The organism is Paraburkholderia sp. 32 (assembly GCF_050435345.1).
GTDB classification, from domain to species: domain Bacteria; phylum Pseudomonadota; class Gammaproteobacteria; order Burkholderiales; family Burkholderiaceae; genus Paraburkholderia; species Paraburkholderia tuberum.
The window spans coordinates 2,960,161-2,983,104 of sequence record NZ_JBNDKD010000003.1 but is presented as its reverse complement, the minus strand read 5'-3'; the positions used below and the strand labels follow the sequence as shown (position 1 = coordinate 2,983,104).

Sequence of the window (22,944 nt, the reverse complement as noted above, 5' to 3'; positions counted from 1 at the left end):
CTGCGTTTCGATCACACCGTTGCGCCGCGCGCCCGCTTGCCCATGACGTCACACCCTACCCCCATCCCGTGCCTGCTCGGCCCGACCGCGTCCGGCAAGACCGCCGCCGCGCTCGCGCTCGCCGCGCGGCGGCCGTTCGAAATCATCAGCGTCGACTCGGCGCTCGTCTATCGCGAGATGGACATCGGCACCGCGAAGCCGACCGCGGAAGAACGCGCGGTCGCGCCGCATCATCTGATCGATATCGTCGATCCGGCCGACTCGTACTCGGCCGCGCAGTTTCGCGCCGATACGCTGCGGCTCGTCGGAGAAATTCATGCGCGCGGGCGGCTGCCGCTGCTGGTCGGCGGCACGATGCTTTACTACAAAGCGCTCACGCAGGGCCTCAACGACCTGCCCGCCGCCGATGCCGAAGTACGCGCGAGGCTCGACGCCGACGCCGCCCGCGACGGCTGGCCGGCGCTTCACGCGCGGCTCGCCGCGCTCGATCCGGTCACGGCCGCGCGTCTCGCGCCGAACGATTCGCAGCGCATCCAGCGCGCGCTGGAAGTGTTCATGCTGACCGGCCAGCCGATGTCGACGCTGCTCGCCGCGCCCGCGCGCACCGACGACGCCGCATCGGCACGCTTCGTGCCGGTCGCGCTGGAGCCGTCCGAGCGTGGCGTGCTGCACGCGCGCATCGAGCAGCGCTTCGATTCGATGCTCGCGCACGGTTTCGTCGATGAAGTGGTGAAGCTGCGCGCGCGCGGCGACCTGCTGCCCGAGATGCCGTCGATGCGCTGCGTCGGGTATCGGCAGGTGTGGGAATACCTCGATGGCGCGGTCGACTATCGGACCATGCGCGACAAGGGCGTCTTCGCGACGCGGCAACTCTGCAAGCGGCAGCTCACGTGGCTGCGCAGCATGCCGGAAAGACAGGTGGTGGATTGCTGCGATCCGCACGCGACGGCGCGGGTGGTGGAGTTGATCGAAACGCTGGTTTGAGGCGCCGATCAGCGTGGGGGAATCGGAGGGACGTAAAGCGGGAATTTGAAGCGGGAAATGTGAAGAAGGATTCGAAGCCCGCGCGGCGCACCATTGCGGCACGCCGCCCGCGTCAATCTTTAGACCACGACCGTCTGCGCTTCACCCGCTGCGCTTTCACGGACCGTGCCGATCTTCCAGACCTGCTCGCCCGCCGCGGACAGCAGACCGATCGCCGCTTCGGCATCCGCGGCCGACACGATCACCGCCATACCGATACCGCAGTTGAACACGCGGTGCATTTCCGCATCGGCGACGCCGCCGTGCTTCTGCAGCCACGAGAACAGCGGCGGCAGCGGCCACGCGCTATGGTCGAGCTCGGCCGTCAGGCCTTCGCGCAGCACGCGCGGAATGTTCTCGACGAGGCCGCCGCCCGTGATGTGCGCCATACCCTTGACCTCGATCTGCTGCATCAGCGCGAGCAGCGGCTTCACGTAGATGCGCGTCGGCGCCATCAGCGCGTCGGCGAGCGTGCGGCCGTCGAAGTCCGCGTTCAGATCGGGATTGGCACGCTCGATGATCTTGCGCACGAGCGAAAAGCCGTTCGAATGGATACCGCTCGACGCGAGCCCGAGCACCACGTCGCCCGACGCGATCTTGCTGCCGTCGATGATCTTGCTCTTTTCCACCGCGCCGACCGCGAAACCAGCCAGGTCGTATTCGCCGTCCGGGTACATGCCCGGCATTTCCGCGGTTTCGCCGCCGATCAACGCGCAACCCGACAGCTCGCAGCCGTGCGCAATGCCCTTCACGACGGTCGCCGCCGTGCCGACGTCGAGCTTGCCGCAGGCGAAATAGTCGAGGAAGAACAGCGGCTCGGCGCCCTGCACGAGGATGTCGTTGACGCTCATCGCGACCAGATCCTGGCCGACCGTGTCGTGCTTGTTCAACTGGAACGCCAGACGCAGCTTGGTGCCGACGCCGTCGGTGCCGGACACGAGCACCGGTTCCTTGTACTTCTTCGGCACTTCGAACAACGCGCCGAATCCACCGATGCCGCCCAGCACGCCGTCGCGCAGGGTCTTCTTGGCAAAGGGCTTGATGGCGTCGACGAGGGCGTCACCCGCATCGATGTCCACGCCGGCGTCGCGATACGACAAACCTTGGGCCGAATCGGTTGAATGCTCGGCGGATTTCGGTTGATTCATGGGGAAAAGCTCGAAGGTCGGTAAAATGCGATTTTACCCGATGCTGGCCCCCTGGCTGGAATTCACGCGTTCCGACGATATCCTGGAAACGACATTGCAACACGACACCCCGATTCCGGCGCCGCCGACCCGCGCAATTGCGCCAGCCGTGCTTCGCGACGCGCGGCCTCACGACCCGGCGAGCACGCTTCACGACAACTGAGCGCCTGGCAACCTTCCAGGCCCCGAGGTCCGGGCCACTCGCGGCCTGAGCCTCATTTTCGGCATTAACCTACTGTGCTTCGTCAACTGACGCTCGATCTCGGCACCCCGCCGCCATCGACATTCGACAATTTCTTCGCCGGCGCGAACGCCGAGCTGGTCACGCGCCTGCGTGAGCTCGACGACGCGCTCGCCTCCGGACCGGTCGCCGATCGCACCTTCTACATCTGGGGCGAAGCCGGCAGCGGCCGCACGCACCTGCTGCAGGCGCTCGTGCACGAAGCGCCGCCGGGGCATGCGCGCTTCGCCGGGCCGCAAAGCAGCCTCGCCGCCTTCGGCTTCGATCCGCGCGTCGCGCTCTATGCAATCGACGACTGCGACGCGCTGTCGGCCGCGCAGCAGATCGCCGTGTTCAACCTGTTCAACGAAGTGCGCGCGCATCCGACCAGCGCGCTCGTCGCCGCGGGCAACGCGGCGCCGATCGGCATGACGGTGCGCGAAGATTTGCGCACGCGCCTCGGCTGGGGACTGGTGTTTCACCTTGCGCCGTTGCCCGACGACGCGAAGGCCGCGGTGTTGAAACGCGCGGCGCGCGAGCGCGGCATCATGCTGGCCGACGACGTGCCCGCCTACCTGCTCACGCACTTTCGCCGCGACATGCCGAGCCTGATGGCGCTGCTCGACGCGCTCGACCGCTTCTCGCTCGAACAGAAACGCGCGGTCACGCTGCCGCTGTTGCGCACGATGCTCGCGTCGCCCGACCCCGCCGCCGCACCGGGTTCACACGCCGCTCTTCCCGCTTCAAGTAAAATAGGCGCCCATGGCTAACCTTGCACTCTTCGATCTCGACCACACGCTCATTCCCACCGACAGCGACCACGAATGGGGCCGCTTCATGGTGAAAAAAGGCATGGTCGACGCCGAAAATTTCGCCCGTGAAAACGATCGCTTTTACGCCGACTACAAGGCCGGCAAGCTCGACATTCACGCTTATCTGATCGCCATGCTGACGCCGCTCGCGAAGTACACACGCGCGCAGCTCGCTGACTTTCACGCGCAGTACATGCACGAGGTCATCACGCCGGCCATCCAGCCGGTGGCGCTCGAACTCGTGAAACAGCATCGTGAAGCGGGCGACCTGTGCTGCGTCGTCACCGCGACCAACGAGTTCATCACGCGGCCGATCGCGCAGGCGTTCGGCGTCGACACGCTGATCGCGTGCGAGGCGGAGACCGTCGGCGGGGAGCCGCACGGCGCCTACACCGGTCGCCCCACCGGCACGCCGAGCTACAAGGAAGGCAAGATCGTGCGCACCGAAATGTGGCTCGCGTCGCTCGGCAAGAGCTGGAGCGACTTCGAGCACAGCTATTTCTATAGCGATTCGCACAACGACATCCCGCTGCTCGAAAAAGTCACCGATCCCATCGCGACCAATCCGGACGACACGTTGCGCGCCCATGCGCAAGCCAAAGGCTGGCGCATCCTCGAACTCTTCCAACCCTCGTGATCAAGAAACTCATCCGCAAGCTATTCGGCCAGGACACGGCGACCGCTGACGACACGCTCTCCGCCGCCGCCAGCGTCGACGGCAATGCCAATGGCAAGTCGCCGGCGCGCGGCAAGTCCGTATCCGGCACGACCGTATCCGGCACGACCGCTTCCGGCACGGCCGCGCGGCCGCGCCGCAAGTCCGCAAGTGCCGCTGCTGCCGCGCAAGCGCCGCGCGAGCCGGACGTACCCGTCATCATTCCGCACGACGTGCACGGCATCGACCCCACGCTGATCTCGCGCAATGCGATCCGCGTGACCGAGGGCCTGCAACAGGCGGGCTTCCGTGCGTTCATCGTCGGCGGCGCGGTGCGCGATCTGCTGCTCGGCGTCAAGCCGAAAGACTTCGACGTCGCGACCGACGCGACTCCCGAACAGGTGCAGAAGCTGTTCCGCCGCGCGCGCATCATCGGCCGGCGCTTCCAGATCGTGCACGTGCAGTTCGGCCAGGAAATCATCGAAACCTCGACGTTCCGCGCGCTGGTCGATCCGCCCGCGGCCGACGCGCCGCCGCCGAAGCGTCTGAAGCGCGACGAGCTCGACCGCCGCACCCACGCGGTCGATGCGAGCGGCCGCGTGCTGCGCGACAACGTGTGGGGCGAACAGCACGAGGACGCCACGCGCCGCGACTTCACGATCAACGCGATGTACTACGATCCGGCCACACAAACGGTGCTGGACTACCACAACGGCATGGCCGACATGCGCGCGCGCCTGTTGCGCATGATCGGCGACCCGGTCACGCGCTATCGCGAGGATCCGGTGCGCATGCTGCGCGTCGTGCGCTTCGCCGCCAAGCTCGACTTCGACATCGACGACGCCACGCGCGCGCCGATCGAGAAAATGGCCGATCTGATCAACAACGTGCCCGCCGCGCGTCTGTTCGACGAAATGCTGAAGCTGATGCTGTCGGGTCACGCGCTCGCGTGCCTGAAGTGGCTGCGCCAGGAAGGCCTGCATCACGGGCTGTTGCCGCTGCTCGACGTCGTGCTCGAGCAGCCGACCGGCGAAAAATTCATTTCTCTGGCACTCTCTAACACAGATGCACGCGTGCTCGCCGGCAAGCCGGTGTCGCCGGGCTTCCTGTTCGCGACGCTGTTGTGGCACGACGTGCAGCAGCGCTGGCAGAAGTTCGAGGCCGAAGGCGAGTATCCGGTGCCCGCGCTGCATCGCGCGATGGACGAAGTGCTCGACATGCAGACCGAAAAGCTCGCGATCCACAAGCGCTTCTCGGCCGACATGCGCGAGATCTGGGGCCTGCAGCTGCGCCTCGAAAAACGCTCGGGGCGCAGCGCGCTGAAGCTGCTCGAACACCAAAGATTTAGAGCGGGGTATGATTTCCTCCTGTTGCGCTGCGCATCGGGCGAACTCGACGAGTCGGTCGGTGCATGGTGGACGGAGTTCATCGAAGGAGACGTCGCCGCGCGCGAGACATTGCTCACGCAAGGCGGGAAGGACCGGAGCCCAAGAAAACGACGGCGGCGCGGTGGCGCCAGAAGCCGCAAATCAGGTGACGGAGTGGAGGGCGGCTCGTCCGCCGAACGCACGGACAACGACGCGGGCCTCGAAGGCTCGCACGAAGACTGACGCGGCGTTCGCGGAAAAGCCGTCAAAACGATAGTTGCAGGAAGATATGCCATGACGGTTGCTTATCTTGGCCTCGGCGCGAATCTCGGGGACGCGCGCCAGACCCTGAAAGACGCGGTGGTGTGCCTCGCACAACAGCACACCATCACCGTGCTCGCCAAATCGAGCCTGTATCGCACTGCCCCGATCGACGCGGGCGGCGACGACTTTTTCAACTGCGTCGTGAAGCTGGAAACGACGCTCCCCGTGCGGCATCTGCTCGCGCTGTGCCACAAGATCGAGCATCAGTTCGGCCGTGAGCGGCCGTTCCGCAATGCGCCGCGCACGCTCGATCTCGACATCCTGCTGTATGGCGATCAATCGATCGACGAAGCCGATCTGATCGTGCCGCACCCACGCCTCGTCGAGCGCGCGTTTGCGCTGGTGCCGCTCGTCGAGATCGACGCGGCGATCGTCATTCCGCTGCATGGCCGGGCCGCCGCGCTGCTCGACAGCGTGAGCGATCAGCGCATCGAGAAAGTAAATTCGCCCTGCCAGTGCCCGATGCTCAATGCGCTGACCGGCAATTCCGCCGAAAAAGGCCGTTGCGAATGAGTTCGCCGCCGCTCACGGTCACCGCGCCGCAACTGCGCCCGCCGTTCGGCTATATCGCGATCGAAGGGCCGATCGGCGTCGGCAAAACCTCACTCGCGCGGCGCCTCGCGCAACGCTGGTCGATGCACGAACTGTTCGAACACTCGCAAGACAATCCGTTTCTTGAACGCTTCTATCGCGACACCACGCGCTATGCGCTACCGGTGCAGTTGCACTTCGCGCTGCAACGCGCGCAGCAGGCGCAGGAAGTCAGCGCCGCGCAGGCGAGCGGCACGCCGCTGATCGCCGACTTCATCACGCAGCGAAACGACATCTTCGCGCGTCTGACCTTGCAGGAAGACGAGTGGCAGTTGTACCGCGCGCTTGCCGTGCGGCTCGACGTCAGCGCGCCGGAGCCGGACTTCGTCGTTTATCTGCAGGCGAGCCCGGAGGTGCTGTTCGCGCGCATCCAGAAGCGCGCGGTGCCGATGGAGCTGCAGATTTCCGATGCCTATCTGCGCGCGCTGTGCGACGCGTACAACGAATTCTTCTACCACTACGACCGCACGCCCGTGCTGACGGTCAACGCCGAACACCTGAATCCGCTCGACTCCGATGCGGACCTTGCGCTGCTCGCCGAACGCATCGAGACGATGCGCGGCCGCAAGGAATTCTTTGTCAAAGCCACGTCGCTGTAAGCGGCGCGGCTAGTTCATTTTCTTCACTGGATTGACCATGACTTATTTGCAGGAAGCGAGCCGGAGCGCGATCACCGTGCCGAAACTGCAGGCAATGCGCGACGCTGGCGAAAAGATCGCCATGCTCACCTGCTACGACGCGAGCTTCGCCGCGCTGCTCGATCGCGCGGGCGTCGACGTGCTGCTGATCGGCGACTCGCTCGGCAACGTCCTGCAAGGCCAGGCGACCACGCTGCCGGTGTCGCTTGCCGACATCGCGTATCACACGGCGAGCGTCGCGCGCGCGCGGCCGTCGGCGCTGATCGTCGCGGACCTGCCGTTCGGCACCTACGGCACGCGCGAAGACGCATTCAGGAGCTCGGTCGAACTGATGCGCGCGGGCGCGCAGATGGTCAAGCTCGAAGGCGGCGAATGGCTCGCCGACACGGTGCGGTTTCTGGTCGAGCGCTCGATTCCGGTGTGCGCGCATGTGGGTCTCACGCCGCAGTCGGTGCATGCGTTCGGCGGCTTCAAGGTGCAGGCCAGGACCGAAGCGGGCGCAAGCCAGCTGCTGCGCGATTCGCTCGCCGTGCAGGAAGCCGGCGCGCAATTGATCGTGATGGAAGCGATCCCGTCGCAACTCGCGGGCGAGGTCACGCAGCAGCTGCGCATTCCGACGATTGGTATCGGCGCGGGCCTCGGCTGCTCGGGTCAGGTGCTGGTGCTGCACGACATGCTCGGGATTTTTCCTGGCAAGCGACCGCGCTTCGTGAAGGATTTCATGCAGGGACAGCCGAATATTCAGGCGGCCGTCGAGGCGTATGTGCGGGCGGTAAAGGACGGCACGTTTCCCGGTGCCGAGCACACGTTCTGATGCTTCATTGCCGCGCGAGCGCGCGGCATTCCCGTATTTTTCAGTGCTCTAACCAACAAGCCGTGCCGGCACCGCGCCGCGCAACGCGTTGCACACGAGCAGCGCTTCGGCGTTCAGCACATCCGCCCGCGTCAGCACTTTTTCACCTGCCCGCAAGCCCGACGCGTCGTCGAGCAACACGCTTCGCATTACACCCGGCAGCACGCCTGACGCGAGCGGCGGCGTCCACCATTGTCCCGCGAGCTTCACGAACACGTTCGACCTGCCGCCTTCGGTCAGTTCGCCCCGTTCGTTGAAAAACAGCGTATCGAAGGCGCCCTTCGCTTCGGCGTCGCGCCAGCCGCGGTCGTAGTCTGCCCGGCGCGTGGTCTTGTGGCGCAGCAGCGGATCGGCGGCGCGGGTCGGCGCGAACCGCGCTTCGGGGCCGAGCAGAACACCAACGATCGCATCCGCCAACGGCGCAAGTATCGCGGCCGAGATCTGGGTCACCCCGCTCTTGCTCAAGGCAAGCCGCATTCGATGCGGCATCTGCGCCGGGAGCGTGGCGCACCGCGCTGAAATCTCCCCACGAATGCGCGCTTCGTCGAACCCGAAGCCAAGCGTCGCGGCGCTCGACGACAAGCGCCGCAGATGCCGCTCGACGTGCCGTACGCCGTCTTCCCGCGTCGCGAACATCGTTTCGAACAGTTCGAAACCCGGCTCGGCGCCCATCAGAAAACGTGCTTTCAATCGACACTCCTCGTGCTCGTCGGCGGCCACGCTATCGAGCACGATGCCCGCGCCGATGCCCATGCTGCCGCGCAGACCGTTCGTGCCACCGTCTGAGGCCGATGACGCAGTCAACGTCAACGTGCGAATCGCGACCGACATGCAAAAGTCGCCGCAATCGTGATCATCGCCCGGCGCATCGAGCCAGCCGATCGCGCCGGTATAGAGCCCGCGCGGCGTGCTTTCCAGTTCGTCGATCAACTGCATCGTGCGATGCTTCGGCGCACCGGTAATCGAGCCGCAGGGAAACAGCGCGCGCAGGATCGTCGCGAACGAGGTGCCGTCGAGCAACGTCGCCTCGACAGTCGACGTCATCTGCCACACCGACGCATACGGCTCGACCGAAAACAACGCCGGCACGCTGACCGAGCCGATCCGCGCGACTCGCGACAGATCGTTGCGCAACAGATCGACGATCATGACGTTCTCGGCGCGGTTCTTCGGATCGGTCGCGAGGAACTCGGCGTTACCCCGGTCGACGGCAGGATCTTGCGAGCGCGGCGCGGTGCCCTTCATCGGCCGCGCGCGCAACGTCGGGCCGTGCTTTTCGACGAACAGTTCGGGCGAACACGACAGCACCCACGCATCGTCCGGCAACGCGATCAGCGCGCCGAACGACACGGGCTGGCGCGCGCGCAACCGCCGATAGAACGCGAGCGGCGAGCCGAACACGTCGAAGCCGAGGCGGTACGTGTAGTTGACCTGATAGGAATCGCCCGCGCGCAGGGCGGCGTGAATCGCGTCGATCGCCGCGTGGAACTCGGCGCGATCGACGCTCTCGCGCACGTCCGCGGTGCCCGCGACCGACGGCTCGAGAGCGCCGTTGTCCCGCGCCGTCAGCCATGCGTCGACCTCGTCGCGCGAAAGCTTCGCACAACGTTCGAACAATAAAAAACGCAGCGTGGCATTGCCGCGCTGCGTTTCAGAAGACCGGCGCGCATCGAAACCCATCAGCGCGCGGCCAAATTCATAATCGGCGAGCACGACGGCGTGCAAACCGCTCCGGGTATCCGCCGCGACGCTGTCGCACACGGCTTCGAGCCGCGCCGCCTCCGTGCAGACCCGCTCGCGCACGAAACCCGTGTACAAGCGGCTCGACGGAAGCGCCGCCGTTGCACCGCAATCGTCGAGCAGCGCGAACGCCGCGCCGCGACTGTCCACCGTCATACTGACCGCCGAATCAAATCAATCGAAAAAGCTCTTTACGCGATCGAACCAGCTCTTGCTTTGCGGACTATGCCGCGAACCGCCTTCCACGAGCGCCTTTTCGAACTGCTTGAGCAGATCGCGCTGCGCTTCGGTGAGCTTGACCGGCGTTTCAACCTGCACGTGTACGTACAGATCGCCGGCGATGCTCGAACGCAGCCCCTTGATGCCCTTGCCGCGCAAACGGAACGTCTTGCCGGACTGCGTGCCTTCCGGCACCGTGAAGCTGGCGCGACCGGCGAGCGTCGGCACCTCGATATCGCCGCCGAGCGCCGCGGTAGTGAACGGGATCGGCATCTGGCAATGCAGATCGTCGCCGTCACGCTCGAACACCGAGTGCTGCTTGATATGAATCTCGACATACAGATCGCCCGACGGACCGCCGTTGATGCCCGGCTCGCCGTTGCCGGCCGAGCGGATGCGCATGCCGTCGTCGATACCGGCCGGGATCTTCACTTCGAGCGTCTTGGTTTCCTTCACCTTACCCGCGCCGTGGCAGTGATTGCACGGCTCGGGGATGTAGGTGCCGGTGCCGTGGCACTTCGGGCAAGTCTGCTGGATGCTGAAGAAGCCCTGCGACATGCGCACCGAACCCGAGCCGCTACAGGTCGGGCAGGTTTCCGGCTTGGTGCCCGGCTTCGCGCCCGAGCCATGGCAGACTTCGCACGAAACCCAGCTCGGCACGCGAATCTGCGTGTCGTAGCCGTGCGCGGCCTGCTCGAGCGTGATTTCCATGCTGTAGCGCAGATCGGCGCCGCGATACACCTGCGGGCCCGCGCGGCCGCCTCCGCGTGCGCCGCCGCCGGCCGCCTGGCCGAAGATGTCGCCGAAGATGTCGCCGAATGCATCGGCAAAGCCGCCGAAACCTTGCGCGCCGGCCCCACCCATGTTCGGATCGACGCCCGCGTGACCGTACTGATCGTACGCGGCGCGCTTTTGCGAATCCGACAGCATTTCATAGGCTTCCTTCACTTCCTTGAAATGCTCTTCCGCATCCTTGTGACCCGGATTGCGGTCGGGGTGGTGCTTCATCGCGAGCTTGCGATAAGCCTTCTTGATTTCGTCGTCGCTCGCGTTCTTTGCGACGCCCAGAACCTCGTAGTAATCCCGTTTCGCCATATCGGTTCAACGCCGCCGCGCAAAGCGACGCGGTAGCTCCTTGTGAATGCTGTGGAGTCTCGCGACTCGTCCGGCCGCTGTCTGCGCCGCGCCAGGGCACGGTTCAAAACAACGCCCTCCATAAAACGAACGTGCCCGGAGAGCCCCAAAAAGGCTCGCCAGGCGCGAAAACCGCTCTTGCACTTTGGGCGCCCCGGGGGCGCCGTTCTCGTGCAGCCGGGCCGCGCACATTGCTGTGCACGGCTTTACGGTCGGATGCCGACCTGGCTTTAGTCTTTCTTCACTTCCTTGAAGTCAGCGTCGACCACATCGTCGGCCTGCTGGCTCGCACCCGCCGATGCACCGGCACCGCCGCCCGCCGCGCCCGCCGCCGCTTCGGCACCTTGCGCAGCCTGCATGTCGGCGTACATCTTCTCGCCCATCTTCTGCGAGGCCGTGGCCACCGCTTCGATCTTCGCTTCGATCGCGGCTTTGTCGCTCGAGTTGCTCTTCAGCGTGTCTTCGAGGTCCTTCAACGCGGCTTCGACCTTGTCCTTCTCGCCAGCTTCGAGCTTGTCGCCGTACTCGGTCAGCGCCTTCTTCGTGCTGTGGACGAGGGCGTCACCCTGGTTGCGGGCATCGGCCAGTTCACGCAGCTTGTGATCTTCTTCCGCGTTCGCTTCGGCGTCCTTCACCATCTTCTCGATTTCAGCTTCGGACAGACCCGAGTTCGCCTTGATCGTGATGCGGTTCTCCTTGCCGGTCGCCTTGTCCTTCGCGCCGACGTGCAGAATGCCGTTCGCGTCGATGTCGAAGCTCACTTCGATCTGCGGCACGCCGCGCGGTGCTGGCGGAATGCCTTCGAGGTTGAACTCGCCGAGCAGCTTGTTGCCCGCTGCCATTTCGCGTTCGCCCTGGAACACCTTGATCGTCACGGCGCCTTGATTGTCATCAGCCGTCGAGTAGACCTGCGCGTGCTTGGTCGGGATCGTCGTGTTCTTGTTGATCATCTTCGTCATCACGCCGCCGAGCGTTTCGATGCCGAGCGACAACGGGGTCACGTCGAGCAGCAGCACGTCCTTGCGGTCGCCCGACAGAACCTGGCCCTGAATCGCGGCACCAACGGCCACGGCTTCGTCCGGGTTCACGTCACGGCGCGGGTCCTTGCCGAAGAACTCCTTCACCTTTTCCTGCACCTTCGGCATACGGGTCATACCGCCGACCAGGATCACGTCGTCGACTTCGCCGACCTTCACGCCCGCGTCCTTGATCGCGACGCGGCACGGCTCGATGGTGCGTTCGATCAGGTCTTCGACCAGCGCTTCCAGCTTGGCGCGCGTGATCTTCAGGTTCAGGTGCTTCGGACCCGATGCGTCCGCCGTGATGTACGGCAGGTTGATTTCGGTCTGCTGGCTCGACGACAGCTCGATCTTGGCCTTTTCAGCCGATTCCTTCAGGCGCTGCAGCGCGAGCACGTCTTTCGACAGATCGACGCCCTGCTCCTTCTTGAACTCGCCGATGATGTAGTCGATGATGCGCTGGTCGAAGTCTTCGCCGCCGAGGAACGTATCGCCGTTCGTGGATAGCACTTCGAACTGCATTTCACCGTCGACGTCCGCGATTTCGATGATCGACACGTCGAACGTACCGCCGCCCAGGTCGTACACCGCGATCTTGCGATCGCCCTTTTCAGCTTTGTCCAGACCGAACGCGAGAGCCGCGGCGGTCGGTTCGTTGATGATCCGCTTGACTTCCAGACCGGCGATGCGGCCGGCGTCCTTGGTTGCCTGACGCTGGCTGTCGTTGAAGTACGCCGGCACCGTGATCACGGCTTCCGTGACGGTCTCGCCAAGGTAGTCCTCAGCGGTCTTCTTCATCTTGCGCAGGACTTCGGCGGAGATTTGCGGCGGCGCGAGCTTCTGGTCGCGCACTTCGACCCACGCGTCACCGTTGTCGGCCTTGATGATCTTGTAGGGCATCAGGCCGATGTCCTTCTGCACTTCCTTCTCTTCGAAGCGGCGGCCGATCAGGCGCTTGACCGCGAACAGCGTGTTCTTCGGGTTCGTGACCGACTGACGCTTGGCCGGCGCGCCGACCAGGATCTCGCTGTCATCCATGTAAGCGATGATCGACGGCGTGGTGCGCGCGCCTTCCGAGTTCTCGATGACCTTGACAGAGTTGCCTTCCATGATCGCCACGCACGAGTTGGTCGTGCCGAGGTCGATACCGATGATTTTGCCCATTTTTACAAATCTCCTGACTTTGATCGCTGCGGAAAGCGCCCGGTTGACCCATCTGGCGGCGGGACGATCCGCTCTCAATTCATACCTGCACTCAAAATAAGTGCGGCCACATCGTTTTCAAGACCTCTTTTGCGATGCGGTCTTTAATTTTTTTCAATCACGGGGCGAGGCGCCTGAATCTTCGCTGCGAGCCCGCTCGGTCAGTCTGCGCGGCGCCCCCGGCGTGGTTCGCCGGAAGTGCCTGAATCGATGGATCTTTGCGGCACGTAGCGAGGCGAAGCGACGCAGCAGACGCCACCGGCGCGAACGCCCGGAGCGAGTGTCGACGTGATTACTTCGGCGCCGCGACGGTCACGAGCGCGGGACGCAGTACGCGATCCGCGATCACAAAGCCCTTTTGCAGCACCGCGACGACGGTGTTCGGCTCCTGGTCGGCCGGCACCATCGAAATGGCCTGATGGCGATGCGGATCGAACTTTTCGCCGACCGGATTGATCGCCATGACGCGCCCCTTCTCGAGCGCGCCGTTCAACTGCCGCAGCGTGAGCTCGACGCCTTCGCGGACCTTCTGCAAGTCGTCGGACGAATGGGCGACGGCCGCCTCGAGACTGTCGACCACCGGCAGCAGATGCTCGGCGAAGCTCTCGATCGCAAACTTGTGCGCCTTGGCGACGTCTTCCTGAGCGCGACGGCGCACGTTTTCGGTTTCGGCCTTCGCGCGCAGGAAGCTTTCCTGCAACTCGGCGATCTTCGCCTGAGCGTCGGCCAGCGCCTGCTCGGCGGCACCCTGGGCCGGTTCCGCGGGGGCGCCGGTGTCCGGCTGTTGAGCAGCGGCCCCAGCCGCCTCGGCGGCCTGGCGCGCGGCTTCGTCGGCGGGCGTGGGATTCTGGCTCGTCGGGTTCTCTTGCGTGTTTTCCATGTCGCTGAAAGTCGTTAAAAAGTAAAAGCCAAAGGCGGTGCAAGCCGTTCCGACACAGTACGATTCATGCTTTGCAAAATCGCGACACGCGTCTTCGCGCCGATCCGCCAGACCGGACCCCAGATGGGGCCTGAAAAAGCCGTTTCAAGCGGGTCGAGGGTTTTTTCGCACCACCGACGTGCAGGCGAAATGCGCCGTAACAAGCCTCACCGTGGCGCAATCAGATAGAGATTGAGTGCAGCCCGCAACTGACCTATTCTCCAGTCATGGAGCAGCAACGCCACGTTAACCCTAATCTGACGTAAGCGTTACCGACACCTGACAGTCGTTCCGATAGCCTGTTTCAGCCCATCAAGGGGAGTACCGTGAAACTGACCTTTGCAATCGGCGTGGTCGCACTGGTACTGATCGCGGGCACCACGACCATCTGCATGTCCGGTGCGGTCAACGACCACACCACCGAGTACGGCGGCGCACACGCCACCGTGGAGCAGTTTCTCAATCCCCACCTGAAAATCTGTCGATAGTGCGCCGGTCGCGTTTGGTCGGTCGGCCGTGCAGCGCGGCGGCCGGCTCGTGGTAGACCTTGCGCCGTTCCTGCTCGACCTGCCGCTTCGCCTTGCTCTGCGCGGTTTCCACATAAAGCGTCTGCGCGACGCTCGCCGGACCGCGTACGTCGCATACGCCCAGCACCTCCACCTGCCACACGTAGCGCTCGATCTCGATTTCGACCAGATCGCCGACACGCACGTCCTTCGCCGGCTTCACGGCGACGCCGCCGATACGCACCCGCCCCTTGTCGACCGCCTCCGCGGCCAGCGAACGCGTCTTGAAGAAGCGCGCGGCCCACAGCCATTTGTCGATGCGCAATTTCGCGCCCGGTTCGGTTGAAATGCGGTAGTTCATCTGCGTATTCAAGCTCCTGTCGTGTGCGGCACCGGCACCGCCTGCACGGGCCAGCCCTGCAGATGCTGCGCAACGATTTCGCCAAGCGCGGCAACCCACGGCTGCGACGCGTTCAGACAGGCGATCCGGTGAAACTCCTTGCCACCCGCCTGCAGAAATTCGCCGCGCCCTTCCATGCCGATTTCCTCGATCGTTTCGAGGCAGTCGGCGGTGAAACCCGGGCAAAACACGTCAGCACGCCGCACGCCTGCCGCGCCGAGTTCCTTCAACGTCGGCGCCGTGTAGGGCTGCAGCCATTCGGCCTTGCCGAAGCGCGACTGGAACGTGATGCGGCATTCGACCGACGTCAAATCGAGCGCCTGCATCAGCAGCGCGCCGGTCTGCTGGCATTGCTCGTGGTACGGGTCGCCGAGGTCGAGCGTGCGCTTGGGCACGCCGTGGAAACTGAGCACGAGCTTGTCGCCCGCCGCGAAATCGGGGCGGCCGTGCAGATGCCAGTAGTGGTGCACTTGTGCGGCGAGCGCCGCGATGTACGCCGGGTGATCGGCGTACTGGCGCACGGTGCGGACTTCCGGCTGGTTGCGCATGCGCTTGAGCGCGGAAAAGGCTTCGTCGAACGCGGTCGCGGTGGTCGACGCCGAATACTGCGGATACATCGGCATCAGCAACACGCGCTCGGCGCCCGCGAGCTTCAGCTGGTTCAGCATTGCCGGAATGCCGGGCGTGCCGTAGCGCATCGCGTAGTCGACCAGCACCGTGTAGTCGTTCAGTTGCAGCAGATGGCGCAGGCCCTCGACCTGCTTTTCGGTGTGGACGCGCAGCGGTGAGCCCTCGGGCATCCACACCGCCGCATACTTCTTCGCAGAGCTGCGGCCGCGCAACGGCAGAATCAGCAGACGCAGAATGAGCTGCCACAGCAGCGCCGGAATTTCGACCACGCGAGGATCGGACAGGAACTGCGCGAGGTAGCGGCGCACCGCGCGCGGCGTCGGCGCGTCGGGCGTGCCGAGATTGATCAGCAACACGGCGACGCGATGCGACGTGGCGTTCTGTGAAGGCCGCTCGAGGTCGAAGCGCATAGGTAGCAGAAATCACCGCATTTTGCGGCGAGTCGATTCAATGGAGATTCATTATAGCGGCGCGAGTTCTGCCCGGCGCCGCCAGAGACCCCTGGCCATTCGGACGATTGGCAGACACCGCGCGTTCGCGCATCATGATCGCCACGGACTGCGATGACGCCAGTTCCGCGGAGCCCGAGGACTACTGCTGGCTGAGCGTCATGGACAACAGCCGCGCGGTTATGTCCACGATCGGAATCACGCGGTTGTAGGCCATGCGGGTCGGTCCGATCACACCGAGCGTGCCGACGATCTTGCCGTTCACCTCGTACGGCGCGGTGACGACGCTCATTTCCTCGATCGGTACCAGATTCGATTCGCCGCCAATGAATATTTGCACGCCCGCCGCGTGACTCGACACGTCGAGCAACTGAAGGAGGCTGGTCTTCTGGTCGAACACATCGAACAGCTTGCGCAGGCGCGCCATGTCCGACGAAAGATCGGCGACTTCGAGCAGATTGCGCTCGCCCGAGATCAACACGGTCTCGCCGGTGTCGGATTCGTCGGTGCTGGCGGTGACGGCCGCGTGCATCAGCGAGGTCATGTCGCCACGCAGCTCGTCGATTTCCTCGCGCAGGCGGCGGCGCACCTCGTCGAACGAGAGGCCCGCGAAGTGCGCGTTGATGTAATTGGAGGCTTCCACCAGCTGCGAAGGCGAAAAGTCGCGCTGGGTGGCGAGAATGCGGTTTTGCACGTCGCCTTCGGGCGTCACGATGATCAGCAGAATGCGCTGGTCGGACAGGCGCATGAATTCGATCTGCTTGAACACGTGGCTGCGACGCGGCGTGAGCACGACGCCGGCGAACTGCGACAGATTTGACAGCACGCTCGCCGCCGCGGCGACGATCTTCTGCGGCTCGCCCACCTGCAGCGTGGTCTTGACGGTGCGCGTCACCGCCTCCTCGTCGGCGGCGGATTCGACGGTCAGCATCGTGTCGACGAACAGGCGGTAGCCGCGTGGTGTCGGAATGCGCCCTGCCGACGTATGCGGACTGATCACGAGCCCCAGATCCTCGAGGTCCGACATCACGTTGCGGATCGTGGCCGGACTCAGTTCGAGGCCCGAATAACGTGACAGCGTGCGCGAGCCGACCGGCTGACCTTCGGCGATGTAGCGCTCAATCAGCGTTTTGAGGAGGGTTTGTGCGCGAGGATCTAGCATGGCGAAAAATTTTAGCTCATTGGCATCGCAGCCGAGAGCGCCCGCGGCGCCCGCTCCCGGCGAATGCACCGCCGTCGGCGGGCTCGCATGTCATCGGGTCTTCACCATTCTAACGATAATCGCGACATACGCAGACGCCCTGCGTGCGCCGCCCCACAACCGGGTTGGTCTGCGGTTCTTTTCAGGCCCTACCTATGGTGTAATGCCGGCATGCAAGTGACCAGCCAGTTCAAGACCGTCGCGCTCGTCGGGCGCAGCAATACGCCAGGCATCGGCGAGCCGCTGACCGCGCTCGCCGCCTGCATCGCGAAGCTCGGCCTGGAAGTCGTGTTCGAAGCAGACACCGCCGCCGAAATCGGCGTGACCGACTATCCGGCGCTGCGTCTCGCCGAGATCGGCGCGCGCGCCGACGTCGCCGTGGTGCTCGGCGGCGACGGCACGATGCTCGGCATCGGCCGCCAGCTCGCGCCGTATCGCACGCCCTTGATCGGCATCAACCACGGGCGGCTCGGCTTCATCACGGACATTCCGATCTCCGACATGCGCGAGATCGTGCCGCAGATGCTGTCCGGCAATTTCGAGCGCGAGGAGCGCGTGCTGCTCGAAGCGCGCATCGTGCGCGACGGCACGCCGATCTACCACGCGCTCGCGTTCAACGACGTGGTGGTCAACCGCAGCGGCTTCTCGGGCATGGCGGAGTTGCGCGTGTCGGTCGACGGCCGCTTCATGTACAACCAGCGCTCGGACGGCCTGATCGTCGCGACGCCGACCGGCTCGACCGCGTACGCGCTGTCCTCGCAGGGGCCGATCCTGCATCCGCAACTACAGGGCATCGTGCTCGTGCCGATCGCGCCGCACGCGCTGTCGAACCGGCCGATCGTGCTGCCGGACGAATCGAAGGTCAGCATCCAGATCGTTTCCGGGCGCGAGGTGAACGTCAATTTCGACATGCAGTCGTTCACGTCGCTGGAGCTCGGTGACACGATCGAGGTGCGCCGTTCGCGCCACACGGTGCCGATGCTGCATCCGGTCGGCTACAGCTACTACGCGACGCTACGCAAGAAGCTGCACTGGCACGAGTACCCGTCGCACGAAGAAGACCCGAGGCCGTAAGCGGCACTTTGATTTCGCACGCCGCCGCGGCCGCCACCCGAATCCCAAGCTCACCCGACCACCTCCATGCTTCGCCACCTCTCGATACGCGACTTCGTCATCGTCGCCGCGCTCGATCTCGAATTCGACAGCGGCTTTACCGTTTTCTCGGGCGAAACCGGCGCCGGCAAATCGATCCTGATCGACGCGCTCGCGCTGGCACTAGGCGCGCGCGCCGAGGCGAGCGTCGTGCGCACCGGCGAGAGCCGCGCCGACATCACCGCGGAGTTCGAGACGCACGCACAGGTCGATCAATGGCTCGACACGCAGGCGCTCGGCGCGGCCGACGACGGCCAGCACGGCGGCACCGTGATGCTGCGGCGGGTGGTCGACGCGAACGGCCGCTCGCGCGCGTTCATCAACGGTACGGCGGCCACGCTCGCGCAGCTGCGCGAGGTCGGCGAGATGCTCGTCGATATTCACGGCCAGCACGCGCACCAGTTGCTGATGCGCCCGGACGCGCAGCGCGAGCTGTTCGACACGCACGCGGGCCTGTCCGACCTGGCCGCCGCCGTCACGCGCGCGTGGCGCACGTGGCGCGACAAGGCGCAGGCCGTCGAGCAAGCGCAAACGCGCGATCGCGAGCTGCAACTCGAACGCGAGCGACTCGCGTGGCAACTCACCGAACTCGACAAGCTCGCGCCACAGCCGGGCGAATGGGAAGAAGTCAACACCGAGCATCGGCGGCTGTCGCATTCCGCGAATCTGATCGACGGCGTGCAGGGAGCGCTCGGCGCGCTGTCCGAATCGGACGACGCGATGATCACGCATCTCGGCTCGATCGTGTCGAAGGTGCGCGACCTCGCGGAGATCGATCCGGCGCTGAACGACGTGCTCGCCGCGCTCGAACCGGCCGAAATCCAGTTGCAGGAAGCCGCGTATTCGCTGAGCCACTACGCGCAGAAGCTCGAGCTCGATCCAGAGCGGCTCGCGCAGGTCGAAAAGCGCCTCGACGCGCTGCACTCGGCTGCGCGCAAGTTCCGCCTGCGGCCTGAGACGCTGCCGGAAGAACACGCCGAGCGGCGCAAGCAATTGGCCGCGCTCGACGCCGCCGCCGACCTCGACGGCCTGCGCGCCGCCGAAGCGCAAGCGAAGGAAGTGTTCGTCGCCGAGGCGAAAAAGCTGTCGAAGGCACGCGCGAAAGCAGGCAAGGCGCTCGGCGAGGCGGTCACGACCGGCATGCAGGAACTGTCGATGAAAGGCGGCAGCTTCGAGGTCGCGCTGGTGCCGCTGCCCGAAGGCGGCGCGCACGGGCTCGAGCAGATCGAGTTCCGCGTCGCCGGTCATGCCGGCGTGCCGCGGCGGCCGCTCGCGAAGGTTGCGTCAGGCGGCGAACTCGCGCGTATCAGTCTCGCGCTCGCAGTGATCGCGAGCGCGGCCAGCCCGACACCGACCCTGATCTTCGACGAAGTGGATACGGGCATCGGCGGCGGCGTGGCCGAAGTGGTCGGACGGCTATTGCATCAGCTCGGCGAGGCGCGCCAGGTGCTGTGCGTGACCCATCTGCCGCAGGTCGCCGCGCGCGGCGATCATCATTTCCAGGTCGCAAAGATGAGCAACGGCACCGGCGGCACGCTCAGCAGCGTGAGCTCGCTCGACAAGGCGAGCCGCATCGAGGAAGTCGCGCGAATGCTCGGCGGCCTCGAAATCACGGCGACCACGCGCAAGCACGCGAAGGAAATGCTGGCCGCCTGAAATTGCGCCGCGCATAGGCGGCCGCACACGGCTGAGTCGGCTTGGCCGGGACGTCACACCGATCCCGGCCGCGCATGATGCGCTACGCGAAGTGCGTGAGCGCCCCTACCCAAACACCCTCTTCCACAACGCCAGCACCGCCTCGCGCTCGGCCGCCACCAGCGCCGGATCGACCCGCGCCTTCTCCATCCCATCGAGCCGCAGCGTGTGCTGCAGCTTGCGATAGCGCCGATAGGCGGCGCCGACCGTCTCCGCTTCCGCTTCGCTCATCAGCCCGAAACGCGACACCTCACGCAGCAGCGCGATATTGCCGGTATTGCGGATCAGCTCGGGATCGCGCGCCGCATGCAGCAGCACCCAGTACTGCACGGTGAACTCGATATCGACCATGCCGCCGCGGTCGTGCTTCAGGTCGAACAGCGCCGGCGTATGGTTCGGGTGTCCCGCCTCGACACGCGCGCGCATCTCGACGATCTCTTTCGCGAGCGGCGCCGCTTCGCGCGGCGTCGTCAGCACCTGTTCGCGGATCGCCTCGAACTTCGCGCCGATCTCCGGATCGCCCGCGCAGTAGCGCGCACGCGTCAGCGCCTGATGCTCCCACACCCACGCGGTATTCGCCGCGTCGCCCTCGCGCAGCTGGTAGCGGCGGAACGCATCGAGGTCGGTGACGAGCAGGCCCGACTCGCCGTTGGGTCGCAGCCGCAGGTCGATGTCGAACAATGTGCCGGCGCCGGTCGCGGTGGTCAGCCATGTGATCAGACGCCGTGTGTAGGTTGCATAGACGTCGGCGGCGGCATCGCCGGGATCGTCGTACAGGAAGATCACGTCGAGGTCCGACGCGTAGCCGAGCTCCTTGCCACCGAGCTTGCCGTAGGCGATCACCGCGAAGCGCGGCACGTCGCGATGACGTTTGGCCAACTGCTTCCACACGGCTTCGATCGTCACGTCGAGCACTGCGTCGGCGAGCTCGGACAGCCGGTCGCTGACGTGCTCGACGGACAGCTTGCCGGCAAGCTCGATCAGCAGAATGCGGAACACCTCGGCCTGATGCGCGTGACGCAGCAGATCCATCTGCTGCTCGACGCCATCGGCGGCGGCGAGCCGCAAACGCAACGTACGCTTGAATTCAGCCCAGTCGAACGGACTGTTGATCGCCTCGACGTCGAGCAGCTCGTCGAGCAGTTGCGGATGGCGGATCAGATAGCCGGCCGCCCAGCGCGAGCCGCCCAGCACCGACAGCACCTGGTGCAGCGCCTGCGGATACTCGGTCAGAAGCGCCAGATACGCGCCGCGCCGGCTCACCGCTTCGAGCAGATCGAACAGGCGCGCGACCGTATCGCCGCGCCGCCCAGCCGGCTCCAGCGTGCGCGCGGCTTCGAGCGCGCGCTGCGCGACGATGTCGAAACGCTGCCGGCTGCGCTCGTTCAGGCCCGTGTAGCGCGACGAGCGCCACACCGCCTGCAGCCGGGCGAGCAGCTCACCGGGCTCGGCCACCCCCAGTTCGACGAGGCGCGCGCGCAGTGCGTCGTCGGCGCTATCGTCGGCGAGCGCGCTGCTCCACACCCACGCGGCCGCGCCGTCCTCGGGCGCGCCGCAACCGTCGCGGCCGCCCACCTTGTCGGCGAAAATCTGGTCGAACTGCTGTTCGACGAACTCGCGATGCGCGTCGAGCTTCGTCATCAATTGCGGGTAGTCGTCGCAGCCCATCGCGCGCGCGAGCGCCATGCGGTCTTCGGCATCGACGGGCATCGCGTGGGTCTGCGCGTCGTTGCGATATTGCAAACGATGCTCGAGCTCCCGCAGAAAGCGATACGCCTGCGACAGCTTCACGCACACCGACGGATCCATCAACCCATTCGTGGCCGCGTGGCGCAGCACGGCGAGCGTCGGCCGCACGCGAAAGCCGGCGTCCTGGCCGCCGCGGATCAGCTGGAACACCTGCGCGCTGAATTCGATTTCACGGATGCCGCCACGGCCGAGCTTGATGTCGTCGGCCTTGTCGGGGCGCATCGACGCGCGGCGCTGCGCCTCCTGGCGGATCTGCAGATGCAGCGCGCGAATCGCGCTGATCACGCCGAAATCCAGATAGCGTCGATAGACGAACGGCGTGACGATCGCCCCGAGCTGCTTCTGCAGCCGCTGCGCCGAGGCGCTCGCGCCCTCGGACACGAGCCGGCCCTTGATCCACGCGTAGCGCTCCCACTCGCGGCCCTGCACATAGAAATACTCTTCGAGCATGCCGAGGCTGCATACGAGCGGCCCCGAATCGCCGTTCGGCCGCAGACGCATATCGACGCGAAACACGTAGCCGTCGGCGGTGACTTCGGCGAGCGCGCCGATCAGCCGCTTGCCGAGCCGCGTGAAGAACTCCTGGGTCGCGAGCGGCGAGCGCTGGCCGCCGGCGGTCTCGCCGTCGTCCTCATAGACGAAGATCAGGTCGATATCCGACGACACGTTCAGCTCGCGCCCGCCGAGCTTGCCCATACCGACCACGCCAAGCGTGAGCCGTTCGCCCTGCTGGTCGCGCGGCTCGCCATACAGCGCTTCGAGCTCGGCGCTCAGCACCGTCAGCGCGCGCTGGATCGTCGTTTCCGCGAGATCGGTCATCGCGCCGGTGACTTCGGCGATATCGGCCTCGCCGGCCAGGTCGCGCTCCATCACCGCGCAGAATACTTCGGTGCGCAGCTGGCGCAGCGCGCGCTTCAGCGCATCTTCGTCGACCGGCGCACCGGCTGGGCCCGCCGCCTCGGCGCACAGTTCGTCGAGACGCGCGTCGATGCGCTCGCGCGTCAGCGGTTCGTCGGCCAGCGCGCCGACATGCGCGACCAGTTGCGGGCGGGCCGCGGCGGCGCGCGCGGCATAGTGCGAATAGCTGGAACTCAGGAGGGTGGCGTCAGTCATCAAAAATCTGGCTCGCTCGTTGCTTGATCGAATTTGTCCGGCGGTATTCTGACGGTGTCCGGGTGTCGTTCCGGGGTCGTTGTCGTGTCGTTCCGTCGTGCCATCGGCATGCGGCGACAAGCGTGCCGGACTCCGTGCCGGACGG

At 65.5% G+C, this 22,944-nt stretch carries 19 protein-coding genes; 10 read left to right on the top strand and 9 right to left on the bottom strand.

Annotated elements, in window-relative coordinates:
• The first annotated feature begins 42 nt into the window (after positions 1–42).
• Positions 43–984, top strand: coding sequence for a tRNA (adenosine(37)-N6)-dimethylallyltransferase MiaA (gene miaA, locus OKW26_RS36605; protein ID WP_429356627.1), 942 nt, complete (start codon positions 43–45; stop codon positions 982–984).
• 119 nt (positions 985–1,103) lie between these two features.
• Here the strand turns inward: miaA and purM are convergent, their stop codons facing one another.
• A complete protein-coding gene (gene purM / locus OKW26_RS36600) occupies positions 1,104–2,171 on the bottom strand; it encodes a phosphoribosylformylglycinamidine cyclo-ligase (protein ID WP_429356626.1) in 1,068 nt (355 codons plus the stop codon).
• Between the two features lie 276 nt (positions 2,172–2,447).
• Between purM and hda the strand changes: the two genes are divergently transcribed.
• Genes hda through panB form a run of 6 tightly spaced genes read left to right on the top strand, consistent with a single transcriptional unit; the run spans position 2,448 to position 7,631 of the window.
• The gene (hda, locus tag OKW26_RS36595; protein ID WP_090803130.1) at positions 2,448–3,200 is read left to right on the top strand and encodes a DnaA regulatory inactivator Hda; all 753 of its coding nucleotides are present in this window, start codon (positions 2,448–2,450) and stop codon (positions 3,198–3,200) included.
• The gene (locus OKW26_RS36590) at positions 3,193–3,879 is read left to right on the top strand and encodes an HAD family hydrolase (RefSeq protein WP_018419490.1); all 687 of its coding nucleotides are present in this window, start codon (positions 3,193–3,195) and stop codon (positions 3,877–3,879) included. Before hda ends, OKW26_RS36590 begins: the two co-directional genes overlap by 8 nt.
• Positions 3,876–5,507 (top strand): polynucleotide adenylyltransferase PcnB, encoded by a 1,632-nt coding sequence (pcnB, locus tag OKW26_RS36585; protein ID WP_429356625.1) that lies wholly within the window; start codon positions 3,876–3,878, stop codon positions 5,505–5,507. The genes OKW26_RS36590 and pcnB overlap by 4 nt, the downstream gene beginning before the upstream one ends.
• A gap of 51 nt (positions 5,508–5,558) precedes the next feature.
• On the top strand, positions 5,559–6,101 hold the full coding sequence (folK, locus tag OKW26_RS36580) for a 2-amino-4-hydroxy-6-hydroxymethyldihydropteridine diphosphokinase (RefSeq protein ID WP_184062288.1): 543 nt from the start codon (positions 5,559–5,561) through the stop codon (positions 6,099–6,101).
• Complete coding sequence (locus tag OKW26_RS36575) at positions 6,098–6,778, top strand: deoxynucleoside kinase (RefSeq protein ID WP_429356624.1); 681 nt, start codon at positions 6,098–6,100, stop codon at positions 6,776–6,778. The genes folK and OKW26_RS36575 overlap by 4 nt, the downstream gene beginning before the upstream one ends.
• Before the next feature lie 37 nt (positions 6,779–6,815).
• Positions 6,816–7,631 carry a 3-methyl-2-oxobutanoate hydroxymethyltransferase gene (panB, locus tag OKW26_RS36570; RefSeq protein ID WP_090803121.1) on the top strand — a complete coding sequence of 272 codons (816 nt, stop codon included), beginning with the start codon at positions 6,816–6,818 and terminating at the stop codon, positions 7,629–7,631.
• 48 nt (positions 7,632–7,679) lie between these two features.
• On the opposite strand, the gene pabB is transcribed toward panB, so the two are convergent.
• From pabB to grpE, 4 genes are all read right to left on the bottom strand, one after another.
• Positions 7,680–9,566 (bottom strand): aminodeoxychorismate synthase component I, encoded by a 1,887-nt coding sequence (pabB, locus tag OKW26_RS36565; RefSeq protein ID WP_429356623.1) that lies wholly within the window; start codon positions 9,564–9,566, stop codon positions 7,680–7,682.
• Positions 9,567–9,584: 18 nt separating this feature from the next.
• On the bottom strand, positions 9,585–10,724 hold the full coding sequence (gene dnaJ / locus OKW26_RS36560) for a molecular chaperone DnaJ (protein ID WP_018419484.1): 1,140 nt from the start codon (positions 10,722–10,724) through the stop codon (positions 9,585–9,587).
• Between the two features lie 269 nt (positions 10,725–10,993).
• Positions 10,994–12,946, bottom strand: coding sequence for a molecular chaperone DnaK (dnaK, locus tag OKW26_RS36555; RefSeq protein ID WP_429356622.1), 1,953 nt, complete (start codon positions 12,944–12,946; stop codon positions 10,994–10,996).
• Positions 12,947–13,277: 331 nt separating this feature from the next.
• Positions 13,278–13,865 (bottom strand): nucleotide exchange factor GrpE, encoded by a 588-nt coding sequence (gene grpE / locus OKW26_RS36550; RefSeq protein WP_184062290.1) that lies wholly within the window; start codon positions 13,863–13,865, stop codon positions 13,278–13,280.
• A 365-nt stretch (positions 13,866–14,230) separates the two neighbouring features.
• Between grpE and OKW26_RS36545 the strand changes: the two genes are divergently transcribed.
• Positions 14,231–14,392 carry a hypothetical protein gene (locus OKW26_RS36545; RefSeq protein ID WP_167368620.1) on the top strand — a complete coding sequence of 54 codons (162 nt, stop codon included), beginning with the start codon at positions 14,231–14,233 and terminating at the stop codon, positions 14,390–14,392.
• On the opposite strand, the gene OKW26_RS36540 is transcribed toward OKW26_RS36545, so the two are convergent.
• The 3 genes from OKW26_RS36540 to hrcA form a co-directional block, all read right to left on the bottom strand.
• Positions 14,364–14,771, bottom strand: coding sequence for an RNA-binding S4 domain-containing protein (locus tag OKW26_RS36540; RefSeq protein ID WP_018419480.1), 408 nt, complete (start codon positions 14,769–14,771; stop codon positions 14,364–14,366). The genes OKW26_RS36545 and OKW26_RS36540 overlap by 29 nt on opposite strands.
• A gap of 8 nt (positions 14,772–14,779) precedes the next feature.
• Positions 14,780–15,850 carry a ferrochelatase gene (gene hemH / locus OKW26_RS36535; protein ID WP_429356621.1) on the bottom strand — a complete coding sequence of 357 codons (1,071 nt, stop codon included), beginning with the start codon at positions 15,848–15,850 and terminating at the stop codon, positions 14,780–14,782.
• A 181-nt stretch (positions 15,851–16,031) separates the two neighbouring features.
• The gene (hrcA, locus tag OKW26_RS36530) at positions 16,032–17,051 is read right to left on the bottom strand and encodes a heat-inducible transcriptional repressor HrcA (protein WP_090803113.1); all 1,020 of its coding nucleotides are present in this window, start codon (positions 17,049–17,051) and stop codon (positions 16,032–16,034) included.
• A 210-nt stretch (positions 17,052–17,261) separates the two neighbouring features.
• On the opposite strand from hrcA, the gene OKW26_RS36525 reads away from it, so the two are divergent.
• Positions 17,262–18,164: an NAD kinase gene (locus OKW26_RS36525; RefSeq protein WP_184055543.1), complete on the top strand. Its 903-nt coding sequence runs from the start codon at positions 17,262–17,264 to the stop codon at positions 18,162–18,164.
• A 66-nt stretch (positions 18,165–18,230) separates the two neighbouring features.
• On the top strand, positions 18,231–19,898 hold the full coding sequence (gene recN, locus OKW26_RS36520; RefSeq protein WP_429356620.1) for a DNA repair protein RecN: 1,668 nt from the start codon (positions 18,231–18,233) through the stop codon (positions 19,896–19,898).
• 105 nt (positions 19,899–20,003) lie between these two features.
• Here the strand turns inward: recN and glnE are convergent, their stop codons facing one another.
• Positions 20,004–22,799, bottom strand: coding sequence for a bifunctional [glutamate--ammonia ligase]-adenylyl-L-tyrosine phosphorylase/[glutamate--ammonia-ligase] adenylyltransferase (gene glnE, locus OKW26_RS36515; RefSeq protein WP_429356619.1), 2,796 nt, complete (start codon positions 22,797–22,799; stop codon positions 20,004–20,006).
• Positions 22,800–22,944: the final 145 nt, after the last annotated feature.